The 23,423-nt window shown below is 62.8% G+C and carries 24 protein-coding genes; 11 read left to right on the forward strand and 13 right to left on the reverse strand.

What is annotated here, in order from left to right; all coding sequences use genetic code 11:
- Positions 1-11 precede the first annotated feature (11 nt).
- Complete coding sequence (locus DMX12_RS12285; RefSeq protein WP_029885384.1) at positions 12-1,319, forward strand: FAD-binding oxidoreductase; 1,308 nt, start codon at positions 12-14, stop codon at positions 1,317-1,319.
- Between the two features lie 150 nt (positions 1,320-1,469).
- On the opposite strand, the gene fadD1 is transcribed toward DMX12_RS12285, so the two are convergent.
- Both fadD1 and fadD2 read right to left on the reverse strand, forming a co-directional pair.
- Positions 1,470-3,167: a long-chain-fatty-acid--CoA ligase FadD1 gene (gene fadD1, locus DMX12_RS12290; protein ID WP_009686764.1), complete on the reverse strand. Its 1,698-nt coding sequence runs from the start codon at positions 3,165-3,167 to the stop codon at positions 1,470-1,472.
- A 432-nt stretch (positions 3,168-3,599) separates the two neighbouring features.
- On the reverse strand, positions 3,600-5,288 hold the full coding sequence (gene fadD2 / locus DMX12_RS12295; protein ID WP_110677796.1) for a long-chain-fatty-acid--CoA ligase FadD2: 1,689 nt from the start codon (positions 5,286-5,288) through the stop codon (positions 3,600-3,602).
- A 219-nt stretch (positions 5,289-5,507) separates the two neighbouring features.
- On the opposite strand from fadD2, the gene DMX12_RS12300 reads away from it, so the two are divergent.
- Positions 5,508-6,452, forward strand: a complete 945-nt coding sequence (locus DMX12_RS12300) for an alpha/beta hydrolase (protein WP_110677798.1) — start codon at positions 5,508-5,510, stop codon at positions 6,450-6,452.
- A 34-nt stretch (positions 6,453-6,486) separates the two neighbouring features.
- The gene (locus tag DMX12_RS12305; protein ID WP_009686767.1) at positions 6,487-6,957 is read left to right on the forward strand and encodes a MaoC family dehydratase; all 471 of its coding nucleotides are present in this window, start codon (positions 6,487-6,489) and stop codon (positions 6,955-6,957) included.
- Positions 6,958-7,014: 57 nt separating this feature from the next.
- Here the strand turns inward: DMX12_RS12305 and DMX12_RS12310 are convergent, their stop codons facing one another.
- On the reverse strand, positions 7,015-7,500 hold the full coding sequence (locus tag DMX12_RS12310; protein WP_009686768.1) for an SRPBCC family protein: 486 nt from the start codon (positions 7,498-7,500) through the stop codon (positions 7,015-7,017).
- Positions 7,501-7,687: 187 nt separating this feature from the next.
- Complete coding sequence (locus DMX12_RS12315) at positions 7,688-7,945, reverse strand: DUF2790 domain-containing protein (RefSeq protein WP_110677800.1); 258 nt, start codon at positions 7,943-7,945, stop codon at positions 7,688-7,690.
- A 316-nt stretch (positions 7,946-8,261) separates the two neighbouring features.
- Here DMX12_RS12315 and DMX12_RS12320 point away from each other — a divergent pair, with 316 nt between their 5' ends.
- On the forward strand, positions 8,262-8,666 hold the full coding sequence (locus tag DMX12_RS12320; protein WP_110677875.1) for a GNAT family N-acetyltransferase: 405 nt from the start codon (positions 8,262-8,264) through the stop codon (positions 8,664-8,666).
- On the opposite strand, the gene def is transcribed toward DMX12_RS12320, so the two are convergent.
- The 3 genes from def to DMX12_RS12335 form a co-directional block, all read right to left on the reverse strand.
- Positions 8,621-9,157: a peptide deformylase gene (def, locus tag DMX12_RS12325; RefSeq protein WP_110677802.1), complete on the reverse strand. Its 537-nt coding sequence runs from the start codon at positions 9,155-9,157 to the stop codon at positions 8,621-8,623. The two genes, DMX12_RS12320 and def, sit on opposite strands and share 46 nt — an antisense overlap.
- Positions 9,154-10,113, reverse strand: coding sequence for a YihY/virulence factor BrkB family protein (locus DMX12_RS12330; RefSeq protein WP_009686772.1), 960 nt, complete (start codon positions 10,111-10,113; stop codon positions 9,154-9,156). Before DMX12_RS12330 ends, def begins: the two co-directional genes overlap by 4 nt.
- A gap of 152 nt (positions 10,114-10,265) precedes the next feature.
- Complete coding sequence (locus DMX12_RS12335) at positions 10,266-10,445, reverse strand: CsbD family protein (RefSeq protein WP_029885390.1); 180 nt, start codon at positions 10,443-10,445, stop codon at positions 10,266-10,268.
- A 243-nt stretch (positions 10,446-10,688) separates the two neighbouring features.
- Here DMX12_RS12335 and DMX12_RS12340 point away from each other — a divergent pair, with 243 nt between their 5' ends.
- On the forward strand, positions 10,689-12,161 hold the full coding sequence (locus tag DMX12_RS12340; protein WP_110677804.1) for a nitrous oxide reductase family maturation protein NosD: 1,473 nt from the start codon (positions 10,689-10,691) through the stop codon (positions 12,159-12,161).
- Between the two features lie 164 nt (positions 12,162-12,325).
- Positions 12,326-12,706 carry a hypothetical protein gene (locus tag DMX12_RS12345; RefSeq protein WP_009686775.1) on the forward strand — a complete coding sequence of 127 codons (381 nt, stop codon included), beginning with the start codon at positions 12,326-12,328 and terminating at the stop codon, positions 12,704-12,706.
- Here the strand turns inward: DMX12_RS12345 and DMX12_RS12350 are convergent, their stop codons facing one another.
- Complete coding sequence (locus DMX12_RS12350) at positions 12,707-13,543, reverse strand: S1 RNA-binding domain-containing protein (protein WP_009686776.1); 837 nt, start codon at positions 13,541-13,543, stop codon at positions 12,707-12,709. It abuts the gene before it with no gap.
- 130 nt (positions 13,544-13,673) lie between these two features.
- Here DMX12_RS12350 and DMX12_RS12355 point away from each other — a divergent pair, with 130 nt between their 5' ends.
- On the forward strand, positions 13,674-14,537 hold the full coding sequence (locus DMX12_RS12355) for a DUF6279 family lipoprotein (protein WP_054912669.1): 864 nt from the start codon (positions 13,674-13,676) through the stop codon (positions 14,535-14,537).
- A 32-nt stretch (positions 14,538-14,569) separates the two neighbouring features.
- On the opposite strand, the gene aceK is transcribed toward DMX12_RS12355, so the two are convergent.
- A complete protein-coding gene (gene aceK, locus DMX12_RS12360; RefSeq protein WP_110677806.1) occupies positions 14,570-16,285 on the reverse strand; it encodes a bifunctional isocitrate dehydrogenase kinase/phosphatase in 1,716 nt (571 codons plus the stop codon).
- Positions 16,286-16,429: 144 nt separating this feature from the next.
- On the opposite strand from aceK, the gene DMX12_RS12365 reads away from it, so the two are divergent.
- Together DMX12_RS12365 and DMX12_RS12370 are read left to right on the forward strand one after the other, a co-directional pair.
- Positions 16,430-17,305 carry a DMT family transporter gene (locus tag DMX12_RS12365; RefSeq protein WP_110677808.1) on the forward strand — a complete coding sequence of 292 codons (876 nt, stop codon included), beginning with the start codon at positions 16,430-16,432 and terminating at the stop codon, positions 17,303-17,305.
- A 13-nt stretch (positions 17,306-17,318) separates the two neighbouring features.
- Positions 17,319-17,777, forward strand: coding sequence for a DUF4265 domain-containing protein (locus DMX12_RS12370; RefSeq protein WP_054881627.1), 459 nt, complete (start codon positions 17,319-17,321; stop codon positions 17,775-17,777).
- Positions 17,778-17,780: 3 nt separating this feature from the next.
- On the opposite strand, the gene DMX12_RS12375 is transcribed toward DMX12_RS12370, so the two are convergent.
- The 4 genes from DMX12_RS12375 to cysK form a co-directional block, all read right to left on the reverse strand.
- Positions 17,781-18,662 carry a DMT family transporter gene (locus DMX12_RS12375; RefSeq protein WP_110677810.1) on the reverse strand — a complete coding sequence of 294 codons (882 nt, stop codon included), beginning with the start codon at positions 18,660-18,662 and terminating at the stop codon, positions 17,781-17,783.
- 115 nt (positions 18,663-18,777) lie between these two features.
- Positions 18,778-18,939: a hypothetical protein gene (locus DMX12_RS29290; protein WP_009686782.1), complete on the reverse strand. Its 162-nt coding sequence runs from the start codon at positions 18,937-18,939 to the stop codon at positions 18,778-18,780.
- Between the two features lie 127 nt (positions 18,940-19,066).
- Entirely contained in the window at positions 19,067-20,002 is a 936-nt protein-coding gene (locus DMX12_RS12385) for an aspartyl/asparaginyl beta-hydroxylase domain-containing protein (RefSeq protein ID WP_009686783.1), read from the reverse strand.
- Between the two features lie 172 nt (positions 20,003-20,174).
- Positions 20,175-21,149 (reverse strand): cysteine synthase A, encoded by a 975-nt coding sequence (gene cysK, locus DMX12_RS12390; protein WP_009686784.1) that lies wholly within the window; start codon positions 21,147-21,149, stop codon positions 20,175-20,177.
- 133 nt (positions 21,150-21,282) lie between these two features.
- On the opposite strand from cysK, the gene DMX12_RS12395 reads away from it, so the two are divergent.
- Both DMX12_RS12395 and DMX12_RS12400 read left to right on the forward strand, forming a co-directional pair.
- Entirely contained in the window at positions 21,283-22,356 is a 1,074-nt protein-coding gene (locus DMX12_RS12395) for a DUF748 domain-containing protein (RefSeq protein WP_110677814.1), read from the forward strand.
- A 221-nt stretch (positions 22,357-22,577) separates the two neighbouring features.
- Positions 22,578-23,423: a MoxR family ATPase gene (locus tag DMX12_RS12400; RefSeq protein ID WP_009686786.1), complete on the forward strand. Its 846-nt coding sequence runs from the start codon at positions 22,578-22,580 to the stop codon at positions 23,421-23,423.

Genomic DNA, 23,423 nt, shown 5'->3' on the forward strand with positions numbered 1-23,423 from the left:
AAGGAACACCCATGAACGCAGCATTGCACAAAGGCCCGGCGCAGCGCGCGCCGTCCTACTACAGCGCCACCCTCAACGACCCTACCGAGTACCCGCAACTCAAGGGCACGGTGCAGGTGGATGTGGCAATCATCGGCGGCGGCTTCACCGGCGTGGCCACGGCAGTCGAGCTGGCCGAGCGCGGCCTCAAGGTGGCCATCGTCGAAACCAACCGTATAGGCTGGGGTGCCAGCGGCCGTAACGGTGGCCAAGTCACTGGCAGCCTGTCGGGCGACGAAGCCATGCGCTCACAGATGCGCAACCACCTGGGCGCCGAGGTCGATGACTTCATCTGGCACCTGCGCTGGCGTGGCCACCAGGTAATCGAGCAGCGCGTAGCGCGCTACGGCATCGACTGTGACCTCAAGCGTGGCCACCTGCATGCCGCCATGAAACCCTCGCACATGAACGAGCTGCGCGCGTTCGAGGCCGAAGCGCAACGCCGGGGCATGGGCGAGCAGGTTCAAATGCTCGACCGCGCGGCAGTGGCTGAGCACCTGCAGAGCCCACTGTACATGGGCGCCTTGAAGAACCTGCGCAACCTGCACCTGCACCCGCTCAACCTGTGCCTGGGTGAGGCCCGCGCCGCACATGGCCTGGGCGCACTGGTGTTCGAGAATTCCGAAGTGCTGGACATCGTGCATGGCCCGCGCCCGGCGGTGGTTACCGCCCACGGCCGGGTCGAGGCACGCCAGGTGATGCTGGCCGGCGATGTGTACCACAAGCTGGAAAAGCGCCAACTCAAGGGCAAGATATTCCCGGCCATGGGCGGGATCGTCACCACCGCGCCACTGGGCGAACTGGCCGAGCAGATCAACCCCCACGACCTGGCGGTGTACGACTGCCGCTTCGTGCTCGACTATTACCGCCTGACGGCCGACAAGCGCCTGCTGTTCGGTGGCGGCGCCAACTACTCCGGCCGTGACTCGCGGGATATCGAAGGCGAGCTGCGGCCATGCATCGAGCGCACGTTCCCGGCATTGAAGGGCGTGCCGATCGAGTTCCAGTGGAGCTGCGCCATGGGCATCGTGGTCAACCGCATTCCACAGCTGGGCAAGCTGTCGGACAACGTGTGGTATTGCCAGGGGTATTCCGGGCACGGCATTGCCACCAGCCACATCATGGGCGAGATCATGGCCGAGGCGTTGACCGGTACGCTCGAGCAGTTCGACACCTTCGCCCAGTGCAAGCATGTGCGGGTGCCGATGGGTGACTTGCTGGGCAACCCGCTGCTGGCGGCCGGCATGTGGTATTACCAGATGCTGGAAAAACTGCGCTGAGCCCAAAACCCATGCCCTAGCTGTAGGAGCGGCCTTGTGTCGCGATGGGCCGCAAAGCGGCCCCTGGATCTTGGCATGGGCGCTGAAATGGACGGGGCCGCTTTGCGGCCCATCGCGACACAAGGCCGCTCCTACAAGGGCAACGCAGGGTCAGGCGATCTTCTTCAAGCCCTGCTTCTTCAGCTCTTCATCACGCAGCTCGCGGCGCAGGATCTTGCCTACGTTGGTGGTCGGCAGCGCATCGCGGAACTCGATATGGCGCGGCACCTTGTAGCCGGTCACGTTGGCACGCATGTGCTCCATCACCTGCTCCTTGGTCACGGTCATGCCCGGCTTGACCACGATGAACACCTTGATCACTTCGCCCGACTTCTCGTCCGGCACCCCGATGGCCGCGCACTGCAACACGCCAGGCAAGCCGGCAAGCACATCCTCCAGCTCGTTGGGGTACACATTGAAGCCGGAGACCAGGATCATGTCCTTCTTGCGGTCGACGATACGCATGTAGCCGTCTGGCTGGATCAAGGCGATGTCGCCGGTCTTCAGCCAACCCTGGTTGTCGAGGATCTCGGCAGTGGCCTCTTCGCGCTGCCAATAGCCCTTCATGACCTGCGGGCCCTTGATGCACAGTTCGCCGACTTCGCCCAACGGCAACTCGTTACCAGCCTCGTCGATTACCTTGCACAGGGTCGACGGCACCGGAATACCAATGGTGCCGACCTGGTTCGCTTCGGCAGGGTTGACCGTGGCCACCGGGCTGGTTTCCGTCATGCCGTAGCCTTCGCAGATGGCGCAGCCGGTCACCGCCTTCCAGCGCTCGGCCACGCTCAACTGCAGGGCCATGCCGCCCGACAAGGTGATTTTCAACGCCGAGAAGTCCAGGGCACGGAACCCATCGTTGTTGCACAGGGCAACGAATAGGGTGTTCAGGCCGACAAAGCCGGTGAACTTCCACTTGCCCAGTTCCTTGACCATCGCCGGCAGGTCACGCGGGTTGCTGATCAACACGTTGTGGTTGCCGATCAGCATCATCGCCATGCAATGGAAGGTGAACGCGTAGATGTGGTACAGCGGCAGCGGGGTGATGAGAATTTCACAGCCTTCGTGCAGGTTCGAGCCCATCAGCGCCCGGCACTGCAGCATGTTGGCCACCAGGTTGCGGTGGGTCAGCATGGCACCCTTGGCCACGCCGGTGGTGCCGCCGGTGTACTGCAGCACCGCCACATCGTTGGCCTGCGGGTTGGCCTCGGTTACCGGCTGGCCCTTGCCAAGCGCCAGCGCAGCGTTGAAACGCACGGCCTGCGGCAGGTGGTAGGCCGGTACCATCTTCTTCACGTACTTGATCACGCTGTTGATCAGCAAGCGCTTGACCGGCGGCAACAGGTCGGCCACTTCGGTGACGATGACGTGCCGGACCTGGGTCTTGGGCACCACTTTCTCAGCCAGGTGGGCCATGTTGGCCAGGCACACCAAGGCCTTGGCGCCAGAGTCGTTGAACTGGTGTTCCATTTCCCGCGCGGTGTACAGCGGGTTGGTGTTGACCACGATCAGCCCGGCGCGTATGGCACCGAACACCGCGACCGGGTATTGCAGGACATTGGGCAGTTGCACGGCAATGCGATCACCCGGCTTGAGGTCGGTATGCTGCTGCAACCAGGCGGCAAATGCCCCCGACAGCGCATACAACTCGCCATAAGTGATAGTCTTGCCCAGGTTGCTAAAGGCCGGTTTGTCGGCAAAGCGTTGGCAGGATTGCTTGAGTACTGCCTGGATATTGGGGAATTCGTCAGGATTGATTTCCGCCGTAATCCCGGCTGGGTACTTATCCTTCCAAAAATGTTCGATCATGGAAGCCCACTCCTTCAGCAACAGCGAAGTTCGATTCACGCGTCGATGCGCTTATTATTGATATGAGATGACGGTTCGTTGCAAACCGGATCATCTGAAAGCGGGCCGAGAGTAACAGCTTTGCCTGGGGTCGCCTAGAGGCCAAAACGGGCCTTACGGTCACAAAAATGACTCAATGAACAATTTAGGTCATTTTTAGAGTATTTAGCTTAAAGTGGCAAGCTACAAGCTTCAAGCGGCAAGATAGAGCGCGCCAAAGGCTCTGATTCACCGCTTGCAGCTTCTAGCTTCTAGCTTCTAGCTTCTAGCTTCTAGCTTCTAGCTTCTAGCTTCTAGCTTCTAGCTTCTAGCTTCTAGCTTCTAGCTTCTAGCTTCTAGCTTCTAGCTTCTAGCTTCTAGCTTGTAGCTTGCAGCTTGCAGCTTGCAGCTGACTCAAGCGATATCCCGCAGCTCCCGGCGCAGAATCTTGCCCACCGGCGTCATCGGCAGTGACTCGCGCAGCACGATGTGCTTGGGCACCTTGTAACCGGTGAAGTTGGCCTTGCAGTAGGCCTTGAGCTCATCCACGCTCAGCCCCCCCTCGCGCGGCACCACGAACAGCTTCACCGCCTCGCCGGAACGCTCGTCGGGCACGCCGATGGCCGCGCAGTTGGCCACCTGCGGGTGGCCCATCACCACGTCTTCGATCTCGTTGGGGTACACGTTGAAACCCGAGACGATGATCATGTCCTTCTTGCGGTCGACGATCCGCGTGAAGCCGTCGGGGTCGATCACGGCGATATCACCGGTTTTGAACCAACCGTCCGCATCCAGGGCCTGGGCGGTGGCCTCAGGTTGCTGCCAGTAGCCCTTCATCACCTGCGGCCCCTTGATGCACAACTCGCCACGCTCGCCCAACGGCAGCTCGTTGCCGTCATCATCGATGACCTTGAAGGCGGTACCGGCCACCGGGATGCCCACCGTACCCAGCCGGGCCAACTGGCCGTAGGGGTTGGTGCTGGCCACCGGCGAGGTTTCGGTCAGGCCATAGCCTTCGACAATGCGGCAGCCGGTAAGCGCCTCCCAGCGTTCGGCAGTGGCCTTGACCAGCGCCGTGCCACCGGAGTTGGTAACTTTCAGTGCCGAGAAATCCAGCCGGCGAAAACCCGGGTGATCCATCAGCGCCACGAACAGGGTGTTGAGCCCGAGCAATGCAGAGAAATGCCACTTGCCCAGCTCCTTGATGAAGCCGGGAATATCCCGCGGGTTGGTGATCAGCACGTTGTGGTTGCCGGTGACCATCATGCACATGCAGTTCGCGGTGAACGCGTAGATGTGGTACAGCGGCAGCGGCGCGATCATGACCTCCTGGCCATCCTTGAGCAGCTTCTGCCCGTCCGGGCCGTGCTGCGAAAAGCACGCCAGCACCTGCAGCATGTTGGCCACCAGGTTGCCGTGAGTAAGCATGGCGCCTTTGGCCAGCCCGGTGGTGCCGCCGGTGTACTGCAGCACGGCGATGTCGTCCAGGCTCTGCGGCACCGGTTGCGGCGACAGGCCGCGCCCCTGGCGCAGCACCTGCTTGAACGAGAGTGCCTGGGGCAAGTGGTAGGCCGGCACCATCTTTTTCAGCTTGTCGACCACCGTGTTGATCAACCAACCCTTCGCGGTGGGCAGCAGGTCGCCCATTTTCGCTTCGATCAGGTACTCGATGCCGGTGTCGGGCAACACGGCCTGCACCCGCTTGCCGAACATGTTCAGGTAGACCAACGCCCGCGCCCCGCTGTCATTGAACTGGTGGCGCATCTCGCGCTCGGTGTACAGCGGGTTGGTATTGACCACGATCAGCCCGGCACGCATGGCCCCGAACACGGCGATCGGGTACTGCAGCACGTTGGGCATCTGCACCGCGATACGGTCGCCCGGCTGCAGGTCGGTGTGCTGCTGCAACCAGGCGGCAAACGCGGCTGAATGTCGCTCCAGTTGCGCATAGGTCAGGGTCACGCCCAGGTTGCTGAATGCCGGGCGGTCGGCAAAGCGCTTGCAAGAGAGCTCGAACACCTCGACCACCGAGGCATAGGCATTGATGTCGATGGTGGAAGGCACGCCCGCCGGGCGCTTGTCATTCCAGAAGTCGGCTTGCATTTATTATTGTTCCTCTGCCTGGACCTGCACTGCGTCCTTGGATCCTTGACCTGGTCGCCAACCGGCAAACAGGCGTTGCTTCGACGTTAGCAGGTAAGCCCAGGGTGGCCTATACGCCAAGTGCCGCCATTAACATTGTGAATCTTATTTGTGCCCTTCCTGCAATCGGGCCGGTTGTGCATACACTGTTCCGGTACCCCATGCGCACAAGGAGCCGCCATGCCCCACGACGCCTTCTGGCTGCCCGTCAGCGAACACTGCCGCCTGTACGTGCACCAATGGCTGCCAGCCTCGCCAGTGAAAGCCGTAGTCCTGCTGGCCCATGGCATGGCCGAGCATGCCGGGCGCTACCAGCGCCTGGGCCTGGCCCTGGCCGCGGCTGGCTTTGCCGTGTTCGCCGCTGACCAGCGTGGCCACGGGCGTAGCGCCGAGCACGGCAGCCTGGGCCTGTTCAGCCGCCATCATGGCTGGAATGCCGTGGTCGACGACCTCGGCCGGCTGGCCCAGTACATTGGCCAACACTACCCGGGCACACCGCTGTTCCTGTTCGGCCACAGCATGGGCAGCTATATCGCCCAGGCTTACCTGCTGCACCACAGCGCCAGCCTGCACGGGGCGATCCTGAGCGGTTCCAACTACCAGCCTGCCGCGCTGTACCGCATGGCCCGGCTGGTGGCGCGGCTGGAGGCCTGGCGCCAGGGGCCGCTGGGCAAAAGTGCGGTGATCGAATGGTTGTCCTTCGGCGCGTTCAACAAGGCCTTCAAGCCCAACCGCACGCCGTTCGACTGGCTCAGCCGCGACCCGGCCGAGGTCGACCGCTACGTCAACGACCCGCTGTGCGGCTTTCGGTGCAGCAACCAGCTGTGGCTGGACCTGCTGCAAGGCTTGGCGCAGATCAGCCAGCCGGGTAACCTCGCACAGATTGATCCGAACCTGCCGATACTGATAATGGGTGGGGAATGTGATCCGGTCAGTGCCGGCAAGCGTCTCACCCATCTGGCCGACGCCCTGCGCGCCACCGGCAATCGACATGTACAGCTACGCGTCTATCCTGAAGCGCGGCATGAAGTACTCAACGAAACCAACCGTAACGAGGTCACTGCCGACATTGTCGGCTGGCTTGAACAGGCACTGGCCATTGATCGGCCTGTGCGCAGTGAATGACAGCCACCCTCGCCTACCGCTCAAGGAAACCCCGATGTCCCAGGTCACCAACACGCCTTACGAAGCCCTCGAAGTTGGCCAGAAGGCGCAATACCAGAAGTCCGTCGAAGAGCGCGACATCCAGCTGTTCGCGGCGATGTCCGGTGACCACAACCCGGTGCACCTGGACGCCGAGTTTGCGGCCAAGAGCATGTTCCGCGAACGCATTGCCCACGGCATGTTCAGCGGCGCGTTGATCAGTGCGGCAGTGGCCTGCACCCTGCCAGGCCCTGGCACCATCTACCTGGGCCAGCAGATGAGCTTCCAGAAGCCGGTGAAGATTGGCGACACGCTCACCGTACGCCTGGAAATTCTGGAAAAACTGCCCAAGTTCAAAGTGCGCATCGCGACCAATGTGTACAACCAGAACGATGAGCTGGTGGTGCAGGGCGAAGCGGAAATCCTGGCGCCACGCAAGCAGCAGACCGTGGAACTGGTATCGCCACCGAATTTCGTTGCCAGCTGAGCATAGCGCTGGAACTACCGGCCCTGCGGCGGGCGAATGCCCGCCCCCAGGCAACCATCAGTCTGGCATCCGCTGGGTGACCAACTCCACCAGGCGGTCCAGGCTCTCACCCCAGCCCTGGTAGAACCCCATGTCCTCGTGGGCCTTGCAATCGGCAGCATTCCAGTGCCAGGCCCGGGCGGTATAACGGGTTTTGCCCCGTTCCTCGTCCAGGCTGATCACGGCGGTCATGAACGCCTTGTTCGACGGTACCCAGCCGGGGCCAAACGCATCGGTGAACACCAGGCGCCGCGGTGCCGCAATTTCCAGGAACACGCCCTGAGTGGGGTACTCGCTGCCATCCGGCGCCCGCATCAAGGTGCGGAACAGGCCGCCGGGCCACAATTGCATCTCGCATTCCGGGGTGCTCATGCCATGCGGCCCCCACCATTGCCTTAGCCACTCGGGCTCGGTCCAGGCGCGGAACACTTTGGCCGGTGGGGCGTCGATCAGGCGACTGATCAACAACTCATGTTGCGCTTGCGCAGCAGGGGCAAGGCTCATCGGGTGTTGTCTCCGTGGCAGTCAGGGTGGCAGTTCACACAGCAAGGCTGTGCGAATTCCCCACGTCCACGATAGACCAGGCCCGCCCCACGAGGGTGGCCCGCCGAGCAGCGGCTCAGTGCGTTTGGCGATAACGGCCCACGGCGTTCGAGCGCCGCGCGGGGGCGCTCGAACCTCCTGTAGCCGGTCAACCCTGCTGGCAGCCCTCGCCCATGGCACGGTACTGGATGGTATGCACCTGGCCGTGGTGGTCTTCATAGGTCATGGTGGCAGGCACCACTTCGCAGACATTGGGAATGGTCGACAGGTCGATTATCCGCTTGATATCCAGGTTCATCGAGTAGTCGTACTGCTGGGCCACTGGCTGGGTGGAGACGGGCTTGGCCTCATCGGCGAGGGCGAACGAGGACATACCGACCAATGCAAGAATCAGTAATGGTTTCATGGTGTTTTGCCTTTTGAGCATTCAAGCTGATCGATTGACTTCTAATGCCGTTTCCGGCGCGGAGAAGTTGCCATCTACGGTGAAGATGGCACGAAGTACCGATCCCGCTTCGTACTGCAGGGGGGATGCCTGAAATTCTACGCCTGGCGGTTAATAGTTGAACCCCGAACTCGGATATTCACTCTTGCCGAATTTGCAACAATCTGCGACAAAATACCCGCAAAGCATTACGCCAGAGCCTCTGCTCTGTACTCAGGAGAAATTCGCCATTTCTGAACAATTAACCTGCTCGACACTTGCGGATACAGAACGCCGGCTGCTGGACCATTTTTACCGGCAACAAAGCTCGCGCATGCGCGCGGCAAGCGATGCGCAGTTGTGGGTAGCCAGGGGGCCGGGGATCATTGCCGGGCTGAGCCTGGCCAGGGTAACCGGGGGTTTCTGGCTGACCGGCCTGTTCGTCGACCCGCAACGGCGCCAGCAAGGGGTAGCCGGCAAACTGGTGAAGGCGGCGCTGGCCCAGGCTGACGGGCCAACCTGGCTGTTTTGCCACCCCGACCTGCTGCCGTTCTATCAACGCCTGGGTTTCGAACTGGCGCAGTGCCTGCCCGACACCCTGCATGGCCGCTTGCAACGCTACCAGCGCAGCAAACGCCTGGTGGCCCTGCAGCAGGGTCAGTCGTCGCCTGCTTCCAGCCCTGGGAACAGCACGTCGGTGTAGCCGAACTTGGTAAAGTCCTGGATCCGCGATGGGTACAAACGCCCGATCAGGTGGTCGCACTCATGCTGCACCAGCCGCGCGTGGAAGCCTTCGGCAAAGCGGCGGATCGCGTTGCCCTGTGGGTCGATGCCCTCATAGCAAATGTGCTTGAAGCGTGGTACCACGCCGCGCAAGCCGGGCACCGACAGGCAACCTTCCCAACCGTCTTCCAGTTCAGTGGAAGTCGGGGTGATGACCGGGTTCAGCAGGATGGTCTGCGGCACCGCTTCGGCGTCCGGGTACCGCTCGCTGCGTTCGAAGCCGAAAATCACCAGTTGCAGGTCGATGCCCACCTGCGGCGCGGCCAGGCCCACGCCGCCGACATGGCGCATGGTTTCAAACATGTCGTCGATCAGTTGCTGCAGCTCGCCGCTGCCCAGCAGCTGCGCGGGCACCGGCGCGGCAACGCGCAGCAGGCGCTCGTCGCCCATCTTGAGAATGTCACGGATCATCGGGGGTTAGGCTCGGAAGTCTGCGCCTGGCCCGAAGTGGGGTGCTCATGGCCCAGAACACTGATGGTCTGCGCGGGCGCGTGCTCGTCGAAATCCTTTTCACCGGGGTTTTTGCCCTCGGCCGACATGTGCTCGATCACCGCATTCATTTCGGCGCCAAGCAACAGCACAGCAGCCGAGATGTAGAAATACAGCAACAGCACGATGATTGCACCAATGCTGCCGTACATGGCGTTGTAGTCAGCGAAGGTTTTCACGTAGTAGGCAAAGCCCAGCGACGCGATGATCCACACCACCACCGCCAGCACCGAGCCCGGCGTGATGAAGCGGAACTTCTGTTTCACATCAGGCATTACGTAGTAGATCAACGCGACCGCCACCATCAGCAGAAAGACGATCACCGGCCAGCGCAACACCGTCCACAAGGTGACGATGAACTCCTGCATGCCGATCTGGGCGGCGATCCACTCCATGACTTGCGGGCCAAGCACCATCAGCGCGGCGGCTGCCAACAGCATGCCGGCCAGGCCCACGGTGTAGAAAATGGATAACGGGATGCGCTTCCACACCGGCCGGCCCTCGGGCACATCATAGGCGGCGTTCATGGCGCTCATCATCAAGCGCACACCGGCCGATGCGGTCCACAAGGCAATCACGATACCGACCGACAACAGCCCGCCCTTGGATTGCTGTAGCTGGTCGATTACCGGGTTCACCTGCTCCAGGGCCTGGGGTGGCAATACCAGCTCCGATTGCAGGCGCAGCCAGGAGAAAAAGTCGGGCAGGTGCAAAAAGCCGATCAGGGCAATCAGGAACAGCAAGAATGGGAATAGCGAGAACAGCGCCTGGTAGGCCAGCGCCGACGCATAGGTGGACATCTCGTCATCGAGAAATTCCTTGACGGTGCGCGCCAGCACGCGGTGCAAAGGCAGGCCCTGCAGGGCGGAAAAAATCATAGCGTCTCCTTTCGCCGCTTGATCGAATCAACACACAAGTCTAATAGACCGTGCCGATGCTGTGCTGCTCCCAGTCGCGATTGAAGAAATTGGCGGCAAAAGTAACGGCCTCTCCGCACGCATGCGAAGAGGCCGGCACAGGCGTGTTCAGATCACGGTTTTTTTACCGCGTCCTTCACATCGCCCTTCACTTGCTGCGCCTCGCCTTTGAGCTCTTGCGCCTTGCCCTCGGCACGCAGCTTGTCGTTGTCGGTCACCTTGCCGACACCTTGTTTCACGTTGCCCATCGCCTCATTGGCCAGGCCTTTGACTTTGTCTTTAGTACCGCTCATGGCAAAACTCCTGCAAATGGAGACACGTGTACAGTGTCGACAAAAGGTGGACCCAGCACCCAGCGCAAGAGTTTCAACGAATTTTCACCCCGCAAGCCAAGCGGTCAATCTACGGGCGAATACCGCACCAAATCACACAGGCAGCCCTGCGTTGACGCCACGGCTCCCCTAGAATGCGGTGCAAATGTGCGCCTCAAGCCAGGCGAGCACACGACAAGAACAATGTTTTCGGATACCCGCCCCATGCGTCTGATGCCTGCACTGCTGGCCTTGCTGCCACTGCTGCCCCTGTCCACCCTGGCCACCGCTGCCGCCAGCCCTGAAACCCTGCGTGTCGAGCGTTACACCGACGACGGCAACCCCGGCACCCTGCGCTGGGCCATTGAAACCAGTAACCGGAACCCCGGCCATTACCGTATCGACATCGCCGCCGTGGGCAAGCCACCTTATGTGATCCGCCCCAGCCACGCGCTGCCGGAAATCAAAGGCCCGGTCAGCATCACCGGGCTGGCCTGGGCACGCGAGGGTCAGTACATTGCCATCGACGGCTCCGCCTACATCAAGGACCAGGGTGTTCGCACCTGCCCCGGCGCCCTGCCCGGCCAGTTCGGCACCAATGTGCGCACCACCACCAACCCTGGGCTGGTGCTGCGTGACACTCAGGGCGTGCAACTGCGCGGCCTGGAAGTGCGCAATTTCTGCATCGGCATCCTGGTCAACCGCGCCAGCCACAACGTCATCGAAGACAACCGCATCGTCGCCAACAAAGGCGGCGCCGGCATCATGCTGACTGGCGACGACGGCGCGGGTAACCCCACTGCCACCACCACCACCAACAACAAGGTGCTGCGCAACCAACTGATCGACAACGGGGATGGGCTGGAGCTGACCCGTGGCGCAGCATTCAACCTGGTAGCCGACAACCTGTTCCGCTCCACAGCAGCCAACCCCGAGCCCTCACAGGGTATCGAGATTCTGCTGGGCAACGACAACAGCGTGGTGCGCAACCGCTTCGAGAACTACTCCGACGGCCTGCAGATCAACTGGGGCAAACGCAACTACCTGGCGGCCAACACCTTCAGCGGCAACTCGATCGGGGTCAGCGTCACCGGTGAGGGCAACATCCTCGACGGCAACCTGATCCACGGCAACCGCATCGGCGTGGCCCTGCGCCCGGAGCCTGAGGTGACTACCACACGCCTCAGCGGGAACCGCATCTGGGCCAACAGCCAGGATATCCGCCGCTGCCAGGCGGGCGGCTCATGCGTACCCGGGCAGCGCACCGGGGCCATCGTGTTTGGCGTGCCAGCCCAGGCACACGCCTTGTATGTGGGCTCACGCGGGGTTGGCGCCGACCTGCCAAAGCAGGACCAGGCACTTATCTGCAACGCCAAGGGCGAGCCCAAGCCGTGCCAGCCGCTGCCCAACCACAATCAGCCGGCACCACGGCTGCTGGCGCTGGAAGGCAATGTGCTGCGCGGTGAAGTACAGGGGCCGGCATCGAGCCTGCTGCGCGTTGAGTTCTTCGGCAATGCCCAGGCCGACGCCACCGAGGCCGAGCACTACCTTGGCGAAGTGCAGGTGAACAGTGACGCACAAGGGCAGGCACGGTTTGCCCAGGCGCTGGACGACATCGCCGGGTTGCGCAGCTTCACCGCGACCGTGACCACCGCTGACGGGGCAACCTCCGAGCTGAGCCCGCCGCTTCGTCGCTGACGCACCGCCAGGGCCGGCTGATGGCGGGGGTGGGGCGCAACCCAAGGCAGCGCCCGCGCCCCCCGCCTGGCGCGCCCGCAGCAGGCACAACCATCAAACCTTGCCCCGCCCCGTGGCACCCCTCACAATGCAGGCCTTCATAGCGTCAACCCGCAGGAACCTGCATGAAACTCGACAAACCCGCCGCCATCGCCCGGCGCAACCAAGCACTGGCCCGCCCGGTGCTGAACAGCAGCAACACCCTGTTCGCCATTCTGGACAACAAACGCAACCTGTGGTGGTTCGAAGTGCCGGTGGCGCTGCTGGGCAAGGGCCAGGCCGACTGGGTCAACCTGCTGCTGCACACCCCGCAAACCGACGAGCTGCAGCACCTGAAAGTGCCGACCAACTTCCTCAAGGCCCACCTGGAGCAGATGGAAGTGCGCAAGCCTGGCAAGCGCCGCTCGACCATCAGCCTGGCGCTGAGCGCCGACCGCGACTCGCTGCTGCGCGACACCCGCCCAGGTGGCGAGCAGCTGGACTTCCGCAACTTCGTTCAGGCCTGATCAGGCCTTTTCGATCCGGTCGTCATGGATGACGATCAAGCCCTGCTTGAACAAGCCGCCAATGGCTTTCTTGAAGTTGCCCTTGCTGACATTGAACAGCTTGCTGATCAACGCCGGGTCGCTCTTGTCACACACCCCCAGCACCCCGCCTTCGGCCTCCAGGCGCGCCATGATCTGCTCCTGCAGGCTGTCGGCCAGGGCGGCGCCCACCGGCTGCAGGCTTAGGGCGATCTTGCCGTCGTGGCGCAGTTCCTTGATGAAACCCTTCTCGTGCATGCCCGAGCGCAGGAACTTGAACACTTCGTTCTTGTGGATCAGGCCCCAGTGGCGGTTGTTGATGATGGCCTTGAAGCCCATCGGCGTTTCGCCAGCCACCAACAGCTCGACCGGCTGCCCGACCTTGTAATCGGCCGGGGCCACGTCGAGGTAGCGGTCCAGGCGGGAAGTGGCGGTGATGCGGCGGGTGCGCTTGTCGAGGTACACGTGCACCACGCAGTAGTCGCCGATCTTCAACGGCCGCGCCTCTTCCGAGTACGGCATCAACAGGTCCTTGGACAAGCCCCAGTCGAGGAAGATGCCGGCACCGTTGATGTCCTTGACCTTGAGGCTGGCAAACTCACCGACCTGCACCTTGGGCTTCTCGGTGGTCGCAATCAGCTGGTCTTCGCTGTCCAGGTAGATGAACACGTTCAACCAGTCATCGACTTCGGTTTCGGCGTTTTTCGGGATATAGCGCCCGGGCAGCAGGATCTCGCCATCGGCGCCGCCGTCCAGGTACAGACCGAAGTCCACGTGTTTCACGATTTGCAAACTGTTGTAACGCCCAAGCAGAGCCATTTCCGATGATCCTCATGACAAGGCGGCTATTCTACACCTGAAGCCAGCGCGCCGCCCGACCGCTGATGCAGTGGAACCGCCGTGCCCCCCTCGCGTCTACCGTCTGGCCAGCCACTGCAAGGAACAGCATATGCCTTCACGCCTGTCCAAAGCCCTGCTCATTGCCCTTGGATTCGCCCTGGCCCTAGGCGCCTGCAGCCGCATGGACCTGGCCTACCGCAACCTCGACCGCCTGGTGCCGTGGTCGCTGGGCGACTACCTGGACATGAACGGCACGCAAAAGGCCTTGCTCGACGACCGCCTCAAGCAACACCTGGCCTGGCACTGCAAGACCCAGTTACCGGGCTACCTCGACTGGCTGGAGCGGGTCCGCGCCATGGTCGCCGACAACCAGGTGACCGACCAGGCGCTGCAGCAACGCACCCGCGAAGCGCGCCAGGCGATTGGCCGTGTGGCCGAGGAAATCACCCCTTCGGCGACCGAGTTGTTGCGCGGCATGAGCGACCGCCAGGTGGCCGAAATGCGTGAAGCGTTCCGCGACGACATCGCCGAGCGGCAAAAAGAGTACGTCGATACCCCGCTGGCCGAGCAGGTCAGCGAGCGCAGCGCACGTATGGAAAAACGCCTGAGCGCCTGGTTTGGCCCACTGTCCGCGGTGCAGAAGCAACGCGTACAAGCCTGGTCAGCAGCGCTGGGCGACCAGAACCGCGAATGGATCGCCAACCGCGCCCACTGGCAGCAACAGCTGCTGCTGGCGATGAACCAACGCAACGACGCCAGCTTCGAGCCGCGCCTGGCGACCTTGTTGCAACACAAGGAAAGCCTATGGACGCCGGAATACCGCGCGGCCTTCCAGAACACCGAACAACAGGCGCGCAGCCTGTTGGTAGACCTGGTGCAGCAAAGTAGCGTGCAGCAGCGGCAGTTGCTGCAAGCGCGGTTGGCCAAGGTGCGCGACCACTTCAGTGAGCTGAAGTGCCTGAAGAGTGCCTGAAGGCGTGAGGGGCTTGGCCTGCAACACCGCCATCAGCGCCCCTTGCGCCGATACGGGAACACGTCGATCACCTTCCCCTCGCCAATGGCCGCCTGCAGGCCCTTCCAGTAATCCGCGTCATACAGCTCGCCGTGCAAGCGGCTGAACAAGCGCCGCTGGCCCATGTCGGCAAACAGAAACGGCGGAAACTCTTCGGGGAACACATCGTGCGGCCCGATCGAATACCACGGCTCGCCCGACAGCTCGTCTTCCGGATACCGCGGTGGCGGTATGTGGCGGAAATTCACCTCGGTCAGAAAGCAGATTTCGTCATAGTCATAGAACACCACCCGCCCATGCCGGGTGACGCCAAAGTTCTTCAACAGCATGTCACCAGGAAAAATGTTCGCTGCCGCCAGTTGCTTGATGGCCAGGCCGTAGTCTTCCAGCGCCGCCAGTACCTGGCCTTCGCCCGCGCGCTCCAGGTACAGGTTCAGCGGGGTCATGCGCCGCTCGGTCCAGCAGTGGCGCACCAGCACCGTGTCGCCCTCCAGGGCCACGGTCGAGGGCGCCACTTCGAGCAACTCGGCCAGGCAATCGGGCTCGAACTTGCTGCGTGGGAAACGAAAATCGGCGAACTCCTGGGTATCGGCCATGCGCCCTACCCGGTCCACGCTTTTCACCAGCCGGTACTTGTCGATCACCGTGGCGCGGTCAACGGTTTTCGACGGTGAAAAGCGGTCTTTGATGACCTTGAACACGGTGTTGAAGCCCGGCCGGGTGAACACGCTCATGACCATGCCACGCACCCCTGGCGCCATGACGAAGCGGTCATCGCTGTTGGCCAGGTGGTTGATCAAGGCCCGGTAGAACTCCGACTTGCCTTGCTTGTAGAAACCGATCGACGTGTACAGCTCGGCAATGTGCTTGCCCGGCAGAATGCGCTTGAGAAAATGCACGAACTCGGCCGGCACCGGCACATCGGCCATGAAGTAGGAGCGGGTGAACGAGAAGATGATCGACACCTCGGCTTCGTCGGTGATCAACCCGTCCACCTCAATGCCATGGCCTTCGCGGTGCAGCAAGGGAATCACCAAGGGCCATTGCTCATCGCGGTTGTACAGGCGGCCGACCAGGTAGGCACCTTTGTTGCGATACAGCACGGGCACGAACAGCTCCACCGCCAGCTCCGGGTCCTTGCAAATCCAGTCGGGCAGGCATTCGCGCACCTGCGCTTCCAGCCGTGCCAGGTCACCCTCCAGGTCACCGTAGGCGACATCGAACGGGTAGTCGGCAAAGATCGCCTGCAGCATTCCCTTCAGGCTACCGCCCAGCGCATAGGTACGGGTTTGCGCGGCGCGCTCACGCCCGCGCAGCGACGGCCGGGTGGTGTGGATGAACATGCAACCATCGCTGATCTGGTCGTGGCTGAACAGGCTGCAGAACAGCGAGTTGTACCAGGTCTCGGCCAACTCGTCGTCCAGCCGGGGGTCGATCTGCTGGATGTAGGCGTGTTTGGCCAGCGGCCACTGCGCCACGTCCAGCAACACCGGCGCGGGGAAGGCCTGGCGCAGCCAGCCGTTGACCTCGGCGACTTTTTCTTCATACAGGCTGATGCGCGCAGCCGCGGCCTGCTGGATTTCCTGCCAGCGCGCCTGTTCGAAGCGCTGGCGGGCGCCGAGGGTGATGCGCTGGAAGTGGTCACGGTAATCGTCGAAGCCCGCCAGGATGGTGCGGGCGATTTCGACAGCGGGCCAGGGTTGGGGCATGCCGGGCACCTCATGGGTGAATGAGTTACACAGCTTAGTCGGCCTGACGCAAATGCGGGCCAGGTTCACTGCGCAAGAAAGCACAAGTATCGCCCCGCCCCCTCGCGTACACTCGCGCCCCTGCCCTGCCCTCCGGAGACCGTTGTGAGCCCGATTGCCCTAACCCGCCTGCTGACCCTTGCTGCCGTCTGGGGGGCGAGTTTCCTGTTCATGCGCATTATCGCCCCCGAGCTGGGCACGGTGCCGACCGCGTTCTTTCGCGTCTCGATCGCCTGCCTGGGCCTGGTCGCCATCGTCGCCGCCAGCCGCGTGCGCTGGGACTTCCAGGGCAAGCTCGGGGCCTGCCTGGTACTGGGCATGATCAACTCCGGCATCCCGGCAACCTTCTATTCAGTAGCTGCCCAGGTGCTGCCAGCCGGTTACTCGGCGATCTTCAACGCCACCACGCCACTGATGGGCGTGCTGATCGGCGTGCTGTGCTTCCGTGAACCCATGACGTTGGCCAAGCTCTGCGGCATTTTCCTTGGCCTGCTCGGTGTCGGCATCCTCAGCGGGGCCGGGCCGGTGGCCCTGGACATGGCCCTGCTGCAAGGCGCCCTGGCGTGCCTGGCAGCTACCACCTGCTACGGCTTTGCCGGGTTCCTCGCGCGGCGCTGGGTCAGCGGCCTGGACAGCCGCCTGTCGGCGCTGGGCAGCATGCTCGGCGCTACGCTGATGCTCAGCCCGCTGTTCGCCTGGAGCGCCCTCAGCCAGCCGCCCGCCAGCTGGGGCGGCTGGCAGGTCTGGCTGTCGCTGCTCGGCCTGGGCCTGCTGTGCACGGCATTCGCCTATATCCTGTACTTCCGTCTGCTGGCAGAAATAGGCCCGGTAAAGGCCAGCACCGTGACCTTCCTGATCCCGGTGTTCGGCGTGCTATGGGGCGCATGGCTGCTGGACGAGCCGCTGTCGCTGGCGCACCTGTATGGCGGCCTGCTGATTGCTGTGGCCTTGTGGCTGGTACTGCGCCCGGCGCGCAATTGACCGGGAGAACGGCATGAGCCCAACCTGCAAGAAGGTGCTGTTCCGCCTGGAACAGGACGCCAACGGCTACCCACCGGCCTCGGTCGAAGGCCTTTGGGCCAAGGCTGTGGAAGGCGGCCATGCCGTGGACAACATCCCCTTTCATGTGTACGGCATCGCGCCGGGTGACCTTATCGGCACCTATGAAGAAGACGGCCAGACCTGGTTCGCCGAACTGCGCCAAAGCAGCGGCACCTCGGTGTTCCGGGTGCTGGTCAAGCCCCCGGAAACCCTCGATCAGGTTCGCGCTGCCTTGCAGGATTTCGGCTGCGCCTGTGAAACCGAGCAGTCGGTAAGACTGCTGGCCGTGGCAGTACCGCAACAGCGCTCAATCGACACCCTGCTCTACTACCTGCTCACCCAGCGCGAAGCCGGGCTGCTGGACTTCGAGGAAGGCGTACTCCGGCACGCCATCCCCGCCGAGTTCCGCTAGGGCTCAGGCCTCGGCCAGGCGCTTGGCAGGCTTGCGGAACACGAACAGCAGGCCGACCACGATCAACCCCATGCCCAGCAGGCTGAGCGGCGCCAGGCGGTTGCCGAAGATCAGCAAGTCCATCACCGCGGTCACCGCCGGCACCAGGTAGAACAGGCTGGTGACGTTGACCAGGTTACCCTTGGCGATCAGCCGATACAGCAGCAAGGTGGCCAGCAGCGAAACCACCAGGCCCATCCACAGCAAGGCAGCCACGAAACCCCCGGTCCACTGCACCTGTAAGGGTTGCAAGGGTGCGAACAGCGCGCACAGGGCAAAGCCGGCCAGGTACTGCAGCGGCAGCGTGCCCATGGGGTTGTCGGTGATGCGTTTTTGCAGGATCGAACCGCAGGTCATGCTGGCCAGCGCCAGCAGGGCGAACAGCATGCCCGCCAGCGACATCCCACCCAGGTTGAGCCCCTGGTACACCACCATGATCAAGCCGCTCAAGCCCAGCCCCAGGCCGAACAGGCGGCTGATCGAACGCTGGCGCTCCATCAGCACGACGGTGAGGATCGGTTGCACGCCCATGACCGTGGCCATGATGCCTGGCGTGACGTGGGTGTCGAGGGCCAGCAGATAGAAGATCTGGTAAGCCCCGAGCAACACGCAGCCAGTGCCCAGGGCACGCAGCATGGCGCCCTTACGGCGTGGCCAGCGCAGCCCCAGCAACGGCCCGATCAGCAACAGGCCCGCCAGGGCCAAGGCAGAGCGCAGCAGCAGGAAGGCGAACGGGCTGGCATGCGCCAGGCCAAGTTTGGAAACGATCGCCCCGCTGCTCCACAGCAGGACGAACAGGCTGGTAGTGGCCGCCGAGGCCACGGATGCTTTGTTGAAAAAGGACATGTATTGCCACCTGATGATAGGCAGATAAGCCAAGCGGACGGCCTGCGCTAAAGCGCACTAAGTAGCCGGCCGGGTTCAGTGGGTTGCGTGTGCGAAGGGACTCGGCCTAAGCCGATCAGCCCAACACGACCACGCAGCATGGCGGAGCTACGCCGCCTACGGCGCCACTGACAGGTGGTGGGTAATGACTGACCATGGCCGGCTGCTGGCTGCCACGCACGACCATGCCCGCGACTGGCGCGATGGCAAAGCTGGTGGTGGAGGGCTTGGCGGGCATGATTCAGGCTTCAGGGAAGGAAGTGTTGTGGAGAATAGCGGTGAATCCACGATTGGGCAATAGCGGGCGCCAGTGTGAGGTGAGCAGGCCTGTGCGCGGGTGAACCCGCGCACAGGCCTGCCTGCGCTCAGAACAACCAGCGGTAAAGCAGATAAGCCACGACCACCGCCAGCACCGGGCGCAGGACCCGGTAGGCCTTGGGGTTGGCCCGTTTGAACTGCTTCACGTGGGTGCTGAGCTTGTTGGAGAAGCGCTTGCTCCAGGCATACGCCTGGTTGATGCCGCCCACCCGCTCGTCGTCGGTGTTCTGCGGCGCGGTGGCGCGGCCCAGGAAGGCACTGACCTTGCGGTTGATGCGGGTCATCAGCGGACTGCTCAACGGCCGCTCGATGTCGCAGAACAGGATCACCCGGGTCACGTCGGTCTCGTTCTTCACCCAGTGCACGTAGGTTTCATCGAACATCACGTCTTCGCCGTCCCGCCAGGCGTATTCCTGCCCATCGACGTAGATGCGGCAGGCGTCGGAGTTCGGCGTGGACAGGCCCAGGTGGTAACGCAACGAACCGGCGAATGGGTCGCGGTGCGGGTTCAGGTGGCTACCGCCAGGCAGCAGGGCGAACATCGCGCCCTTGACGTTGGGAATGCTGCTGACCAGTTCGACGGTTTTCGGGCACAGCGCCTCGGCCGATGGCAGCGGCTTGTCGTACCACTTCAGGTAAAACCGCTTCCAGCCCTTCTTGAAGAACGAACCGAAGCCGGCGTCGTTGTCCTTTTCGGCGGCGCGGATATAGCCCTCGTCGAACAGGCGCATGGCCTCTTCGCGGATTTCCTGCCAGTTGTCTTTGAGCACATCCAGTTCCGGGAAGCGCTGGCGGTCCAGGTAGGGTTTGGACGGCACCCCGGAAAACAGGTACATCAAGGCGTTGTAGGGGGCGAACAGCGCCGAATGGTTGACGAACTGGCGCAACACCGGCAGGCGGGCCTTGCCGCGCAGGTGCACGAACAGCACGCTGCCGAAGAACACCAGCAAGACACCCGCCTTGGCTGCAAAGGATAAGGTCATGCATCACTCCTAGGGGAAGAAACAGGGCTGCGCGGCCTGCTCTCCTGAAAATCATCCTGCCATCATAAACCGATCCCGCCGCGGTACAAACCACCCGGGCGGGATCGTGTCGATGAAGATTGTGCAGTCAACCAGGCCGCCGAACATTGAGCCCGGTCAGCGGCATGGCCGGTTACTGCTGGTTTTCCTGGTCGCTGAACATGTCGCTGAACAGCATGCTCGACAAATAACGCTCGCCGGAATCGGGCAGCACCACGACGATGGTCTTGCCTTGCATTTCCGGTTTTTCCGCCAGGCGCACGGCCGCCGCCATGGCTGCGCCGCAAGAAATGCCGCAGAGAATGCCTTCTTCCTGCATCAGACGAATGGCCATGGCCTTGGCCTCTTCGTCGGCCACCGTCAGCACCTGGTCGACAATCGACAGGTCGAGGTTTTTCGGTACGAAGCCAGCCCCGATGCCCTGGATCTTGTGTGGGCTGGGCTTGAGCTCTTCGCCGGCCAGGGTCTGGGTGATCAGTGGCGAAGCCTCTGGCTCCACGGCCACCGACAGGATCGCCTTGCCCTGGGTATGCTTGATGTAGCGCGACACACCGGTGATGGTGCCGCCCGTGCCCACCCCCGCCACCAGCACGTCTACCGCGCCGTCGGTGTCGTTCCAGATTTCCGGGCCCGTGGTTTTTTCGTGAATGGCGGGGTTGGCCGGGTTTTCGAACTGGCCTGGCAGGAAGTACTGCGCCGGGTCTGAGGCCACGATTTCGTTGGCCTTGTCGATGGCGCCCTTCATGCCTTTGGCCGGCTCGGTCAGCACCAGTTCGGCGCCCAGCGCCTTCAGTACCTTGCGCCGTTCGAGGCTCATCGAGGCGGGCATGGTCAGCATCAGCTTGTAGCCACGCGCGGCGGCAACGAAGGCCAGGCCGATACCGGTGTTGCCGGAGGTGGGCTCGACTATGGTCATGCCCGGCTTGAGCCGGCCACTGCTTTCGGCATCCCAGACCATGTTCGCGCCAATGCGGCACTTGACCGAGTAGCCCGGGTTGCGCCCCTCGATCTTGGCCAGGATGGTCACGCCACGCGGGGCGATCCGGTTGATCTGCACCAGCGGCGTGTTGCCGATGGAATGGGCGTTGTCTGCAAAGATACGGCTCATGGCAGGGGTCCTTGGCATGAAAGCGAGCAGGAAAAGACCTCAAGGGTAAGCCCCGGCCGTAGGCCCGTAAAGCCTGTTCGAACTCAGCCGGGCGCATTGCGGTCCACCGCACATCCTCCTGGGAGACACCCCGATGAAAGCCCGTTATCGCTGGCCGCTGATCGGCCTGGCCAGCCTGGTGGCGCTGCTGGTGGCGTTGCACCTGGCGCTGCCCTACCTGGTACGCGACTACCTCAACGACAAGCTGGCCGACATGGGCGACTACCGTGGCCACGTGGCCGACGTGGACCTGGCCTGGTGGCGCGGGGCCTACCGGATCAACGGCCTGCGGATCGTCAAGACCAGCGGCAAGGTGCCAGTGCCGCTGCTGGATGCACCGGTTATCGACCTGGCGGTCAGCTGGCACTCGCTGATCTACGACAAGGCCGTGGTGGCGAAAGTGATCTTCGAGCAGCCCGAACTGAACTTCGTCGACGGCGGCAACAAGCAGGCCTCGCAGACCGGCCAGGGCACTGACTGGCGGCAACAACTGGAAAAGCTGCTGCCGATTACCCTCGATGAAGTGCGTATCGACAATGGCACCCTCACCTTTCGCAATTTCAATTCCAACCCCCCGGTCAACCTCAAGGCAACCCGGCTGGACGCCACCATCAGCAACCTGACCAACGTGCGCGACAAGCAAGGCCGGCGCGACGCCAGCTTCGAGGGCACGGCGCTGATCGCCGGCAATGCCAAGGTCGAAAGCCGCGCCACCTTCGACCCGTTCAGTGACTTCGATGACTTCGAGTTCCGCCTGCGTGCCACCGGCATAGAACTGCGCAACCTGAATGACTTCGCCAGTGCCTACGGCAAGTTCGACTTCAGCGCAGGGCATGGTGACGTGGTCATCGAGGCGCAGGCGGAAAACGGCCGCCTCAATGGCTACATCAAACCGCTGCTGCGTGACGTGGACGTGTTCGACTGGCAGCAGGATGTCGAGGACAAGGACAAAGGCTTCTTCCGCTCGGTGTGGGAGGCCCTGGTGGGCGCCTCCGAGACGGTGCTGAAGAACCAGCCGAAAAACCAGTTCGCCACCCGGGTGGAGCTCAGCGGCAGCGTGCACAAGCAGAACATCAGCGCCTTCGAGGCCTTCCTGCAGATCCTGCGCAACGGCTTCATCCAGGCGTTCAATGCACGCTATGAGCAACCGGCGCCGAAGTCCGACTGAAACAGCGTGACGGGACATTCAGGGACTGAATACCCGGTCCGCGTTTGCAGCTGCCCGGGCCCGCGTTATAGTCGGTAACAAATCGAAAACAGGTGTTGGGCCATTCGCGGGCGCGCCCGCTCCCACAGGTACTTCCGCAGATTCAGAAGTTTGTGCAATTCCTGTGGGAGCGGGCGTGCCCGCGAAGAGGCCGGCACAGGCTTACAACAGAGGACAGCCCCATGAAGTTCGAAGGCACCCGCGACTACGTCGCCACAGACGACCTGAAACTGGCAGTAAACGCGGCCATCACCCTCGAACGCCCGCTGTTGGTCAAGGGCGAACCCGGCACCGGCAAGACCATGCTCGCCGAACAGCTGGCAGCTTCGTTCGGCGCGCGCCTGATCACTTGGCACATCAAGTCCACCACCAAGGCCCACCAGGGCCTCTACGAGTACGACGCGGTCAGCCGCCTGCGCGACTCGCAGCTGGGCGTGGACAAGGTCCATGACGTGCGCAACTACCTGAAGAAAGGCAAGCTGTGGGAGGCCTTCGAGGCCGAGGAGCGGGTCATCCTGCTGATCGACGAAATCGACAAGGCCGACATCGAGTTCCCCAACGACCTGTTGCAGGAACTGGACAAGATGGAGTTCTACGTTTACGAAATCGACGAGACCATCAAGGCCCGGCAGCGCCCGATCATCATCATTACCTCGAACAACGAAAAGGAGCTGCCCGACGCCTTCCTGCGCCGCTGCTTCTTCCACTACATCGCCTTCCCCGACCGCAGCACCCTGCAGCAGATCGTCGACGTGCACTACCCGAACATCAGCCAGGCGCTGGTCAGCGAGGCGCTGGACGTGTTCTTCGACGTACGCAAGGTACCTGGCCTGAAGAAAAAGCCTTCCACCTCCGAGCTGGTCGACTGGCTCAAGCTGCTGATGGCCGACAACATCGGTGAAGCGGTGCTGCGTGAACGCGACCCGACCAAGGCGATCCCGCCGCTGGCCGGTGCGCTGGTGAAGAACGAGCAGGACGTGCAACTGCTCGAGCGCCTGGCCTTCATGAGCCGGCGCGGCAACCGCTGA

This window comes from Pseudomonas sp. MB-090624 (assembly GCF_003205245.1).
In the GTDB taxonomy this organism is placed as follows: domain Bacteria; phylum Pseudomonadota; class Gammaproteobacteria; order Pseudomonadales; family Pseudomonadaceae; genus Aquipseudomonas; species Aquipseudomonas juntendi.

Coding starts and splice junctions, on each gene's coding strand:
- DMX12_RS12345 (WP_009686775.1), top strand. CDS start 12,326: ATGAAACTCGACAAACCCGCCGCCATCGCCCGGCGCAACCAAGCACTG.
- DMX12_RS12375 (WP_110677810.1), bottom strand. CDS start 18,662: ATGTCCTTTTTCAACAAAGCATCCGTGGCCTCGGCGGCCACTACCAGC.
- DMX12_RS12310 (WP_009686768.1), bottom strand. CDS start 7,500: ATGAGCCTTGCCCCTGCTGCGCAAGCGCAACATGAGTTGTTGATCAGT.
- def (WP_110677802.1), bottom strand. CDS start 9,157: ATGATCCGTGACATTCTCAAGATGGGCGACGAGCGCCTGCTGCGCGTT.
- DMX12_RS12355 (WP_054912669.1), top strand. CDS start 13,674: ATGCCTTCACGCCTGTCCAAAGCCCTGCTCATTGCCCTTGGATTCGCC.
- DMX12_RS12285 (WP_029885384.1), top strand. CDS start 12: ATGAACGCAGCATTGCACAAAGGCCCGGCGCAGCGCGCGCCGTCCTAC.
- DMX12_RS12395 (WP_110677814.1), top strand. CDS start 21,283: ATGAAAGCCCGTTATCGCTGGCCGCTGATCGGCCTGGCCAGCCTGGTG.
- cysK (WP_009686784.1), bottom strand. CDS start 21,149: ATGAGCCGTATCTTTGCAGACAACGCCCATTCCATCGGCAACACGCCG.
- fadD1 (WP_009686764.1), bottom strand. CDS start 3,167: ATGATCGAACATTTTTGGAAGGATAAGTACCCAGCCGGGATTACGGCG.
- DMX12_RS12400 (WP_009686786.1), top strand. CDS start 22,578: ATGAAGTTCGAAGGCACCCGCGACTACGTCGCCACAGACGACCTGAAA.
- DMX12_RS12315 (WP_110677800.1), bottom strand. CDS start 7,945: ATGAAACCATTACTGATTCTTGCATTGGTCGGTATGTCCTCGTTCGCC.
- DMX12_RS29290 (WP_009686782.1), bottom strand. CDS start 18,939: ATGCCCGCCAAGCCCTCCACCACCAGCTTTGCCATCGCGCCAGTCGCG.
- DMX12_RS12335 (WP_029885390.1), bottom strand. CDS start 10,445: ATGAGCGGTACTAAAGACAAAGTCAAAGGCCTGGCCAATGAGGCGATG.
- aceK (WP_110677806.1), bottom strand. CDS start 16,285: ATGCCCCAACCCTGGCCCGCTGTCGAAATCGCCCGCACCATCCTGGCG.
- DMX12_RS12330 (WP_009686772.1), bottom strand. CDS start 10,113: ATGATTTTTTCCGCCCTGCAGGGCCTGCCTTTGCACCGCGTGCTGGCG.
- DMX12_RS12300 (WP_110677798.1), top strand. CDS start 5,508: ATGCCCCACGACGCCTTCTGGCTGCCCGTCAGCGAACACTGCCGCCTG.
- DMX12_RS12340 (WP_110677804.1), top strand. CDS start 10,689: ATGCGTCTGATGCCTGCACTGCTGGCCTTGCTGCCACTGCTGCCCCTG.
- DMX12_RS12350 (WP_009686776.1), bottom strand. CDS start 13,543: ATGGCTCTGCTTGGGCGTTACAACAGTTTGCAAATCGTGAAACACGTG.
- DMX12_RS12305 (WP_009686767.1), top strand. CDS start 6,487: ATGTCCCAGGTCACCAACACGCCTTACGAAGCCCTCGAAGTTGGCCAG.
- fadD2 (WP_110677796.1), bottom strand. CDS start 5,288: ATGCAAGCCGACTTCTGGAATGACAAGCGCCCGGCGGGCGTGCCTTCC.
- DMX12_RS12385 (WP_009686783.1), bottom strand. CDS start 20,002: ATGACCTTATCCTTTGCAGCCAAGGCGGGTGTCTTGCTGGTGTTCTTC.
- DMX12_RS12370 (WP_054881627.1), top strand. CDS start 17,319: ATGAGCCCAACCTGCAAGAAGGTGCTGTTCCGCCTGGAACAGGACGCC.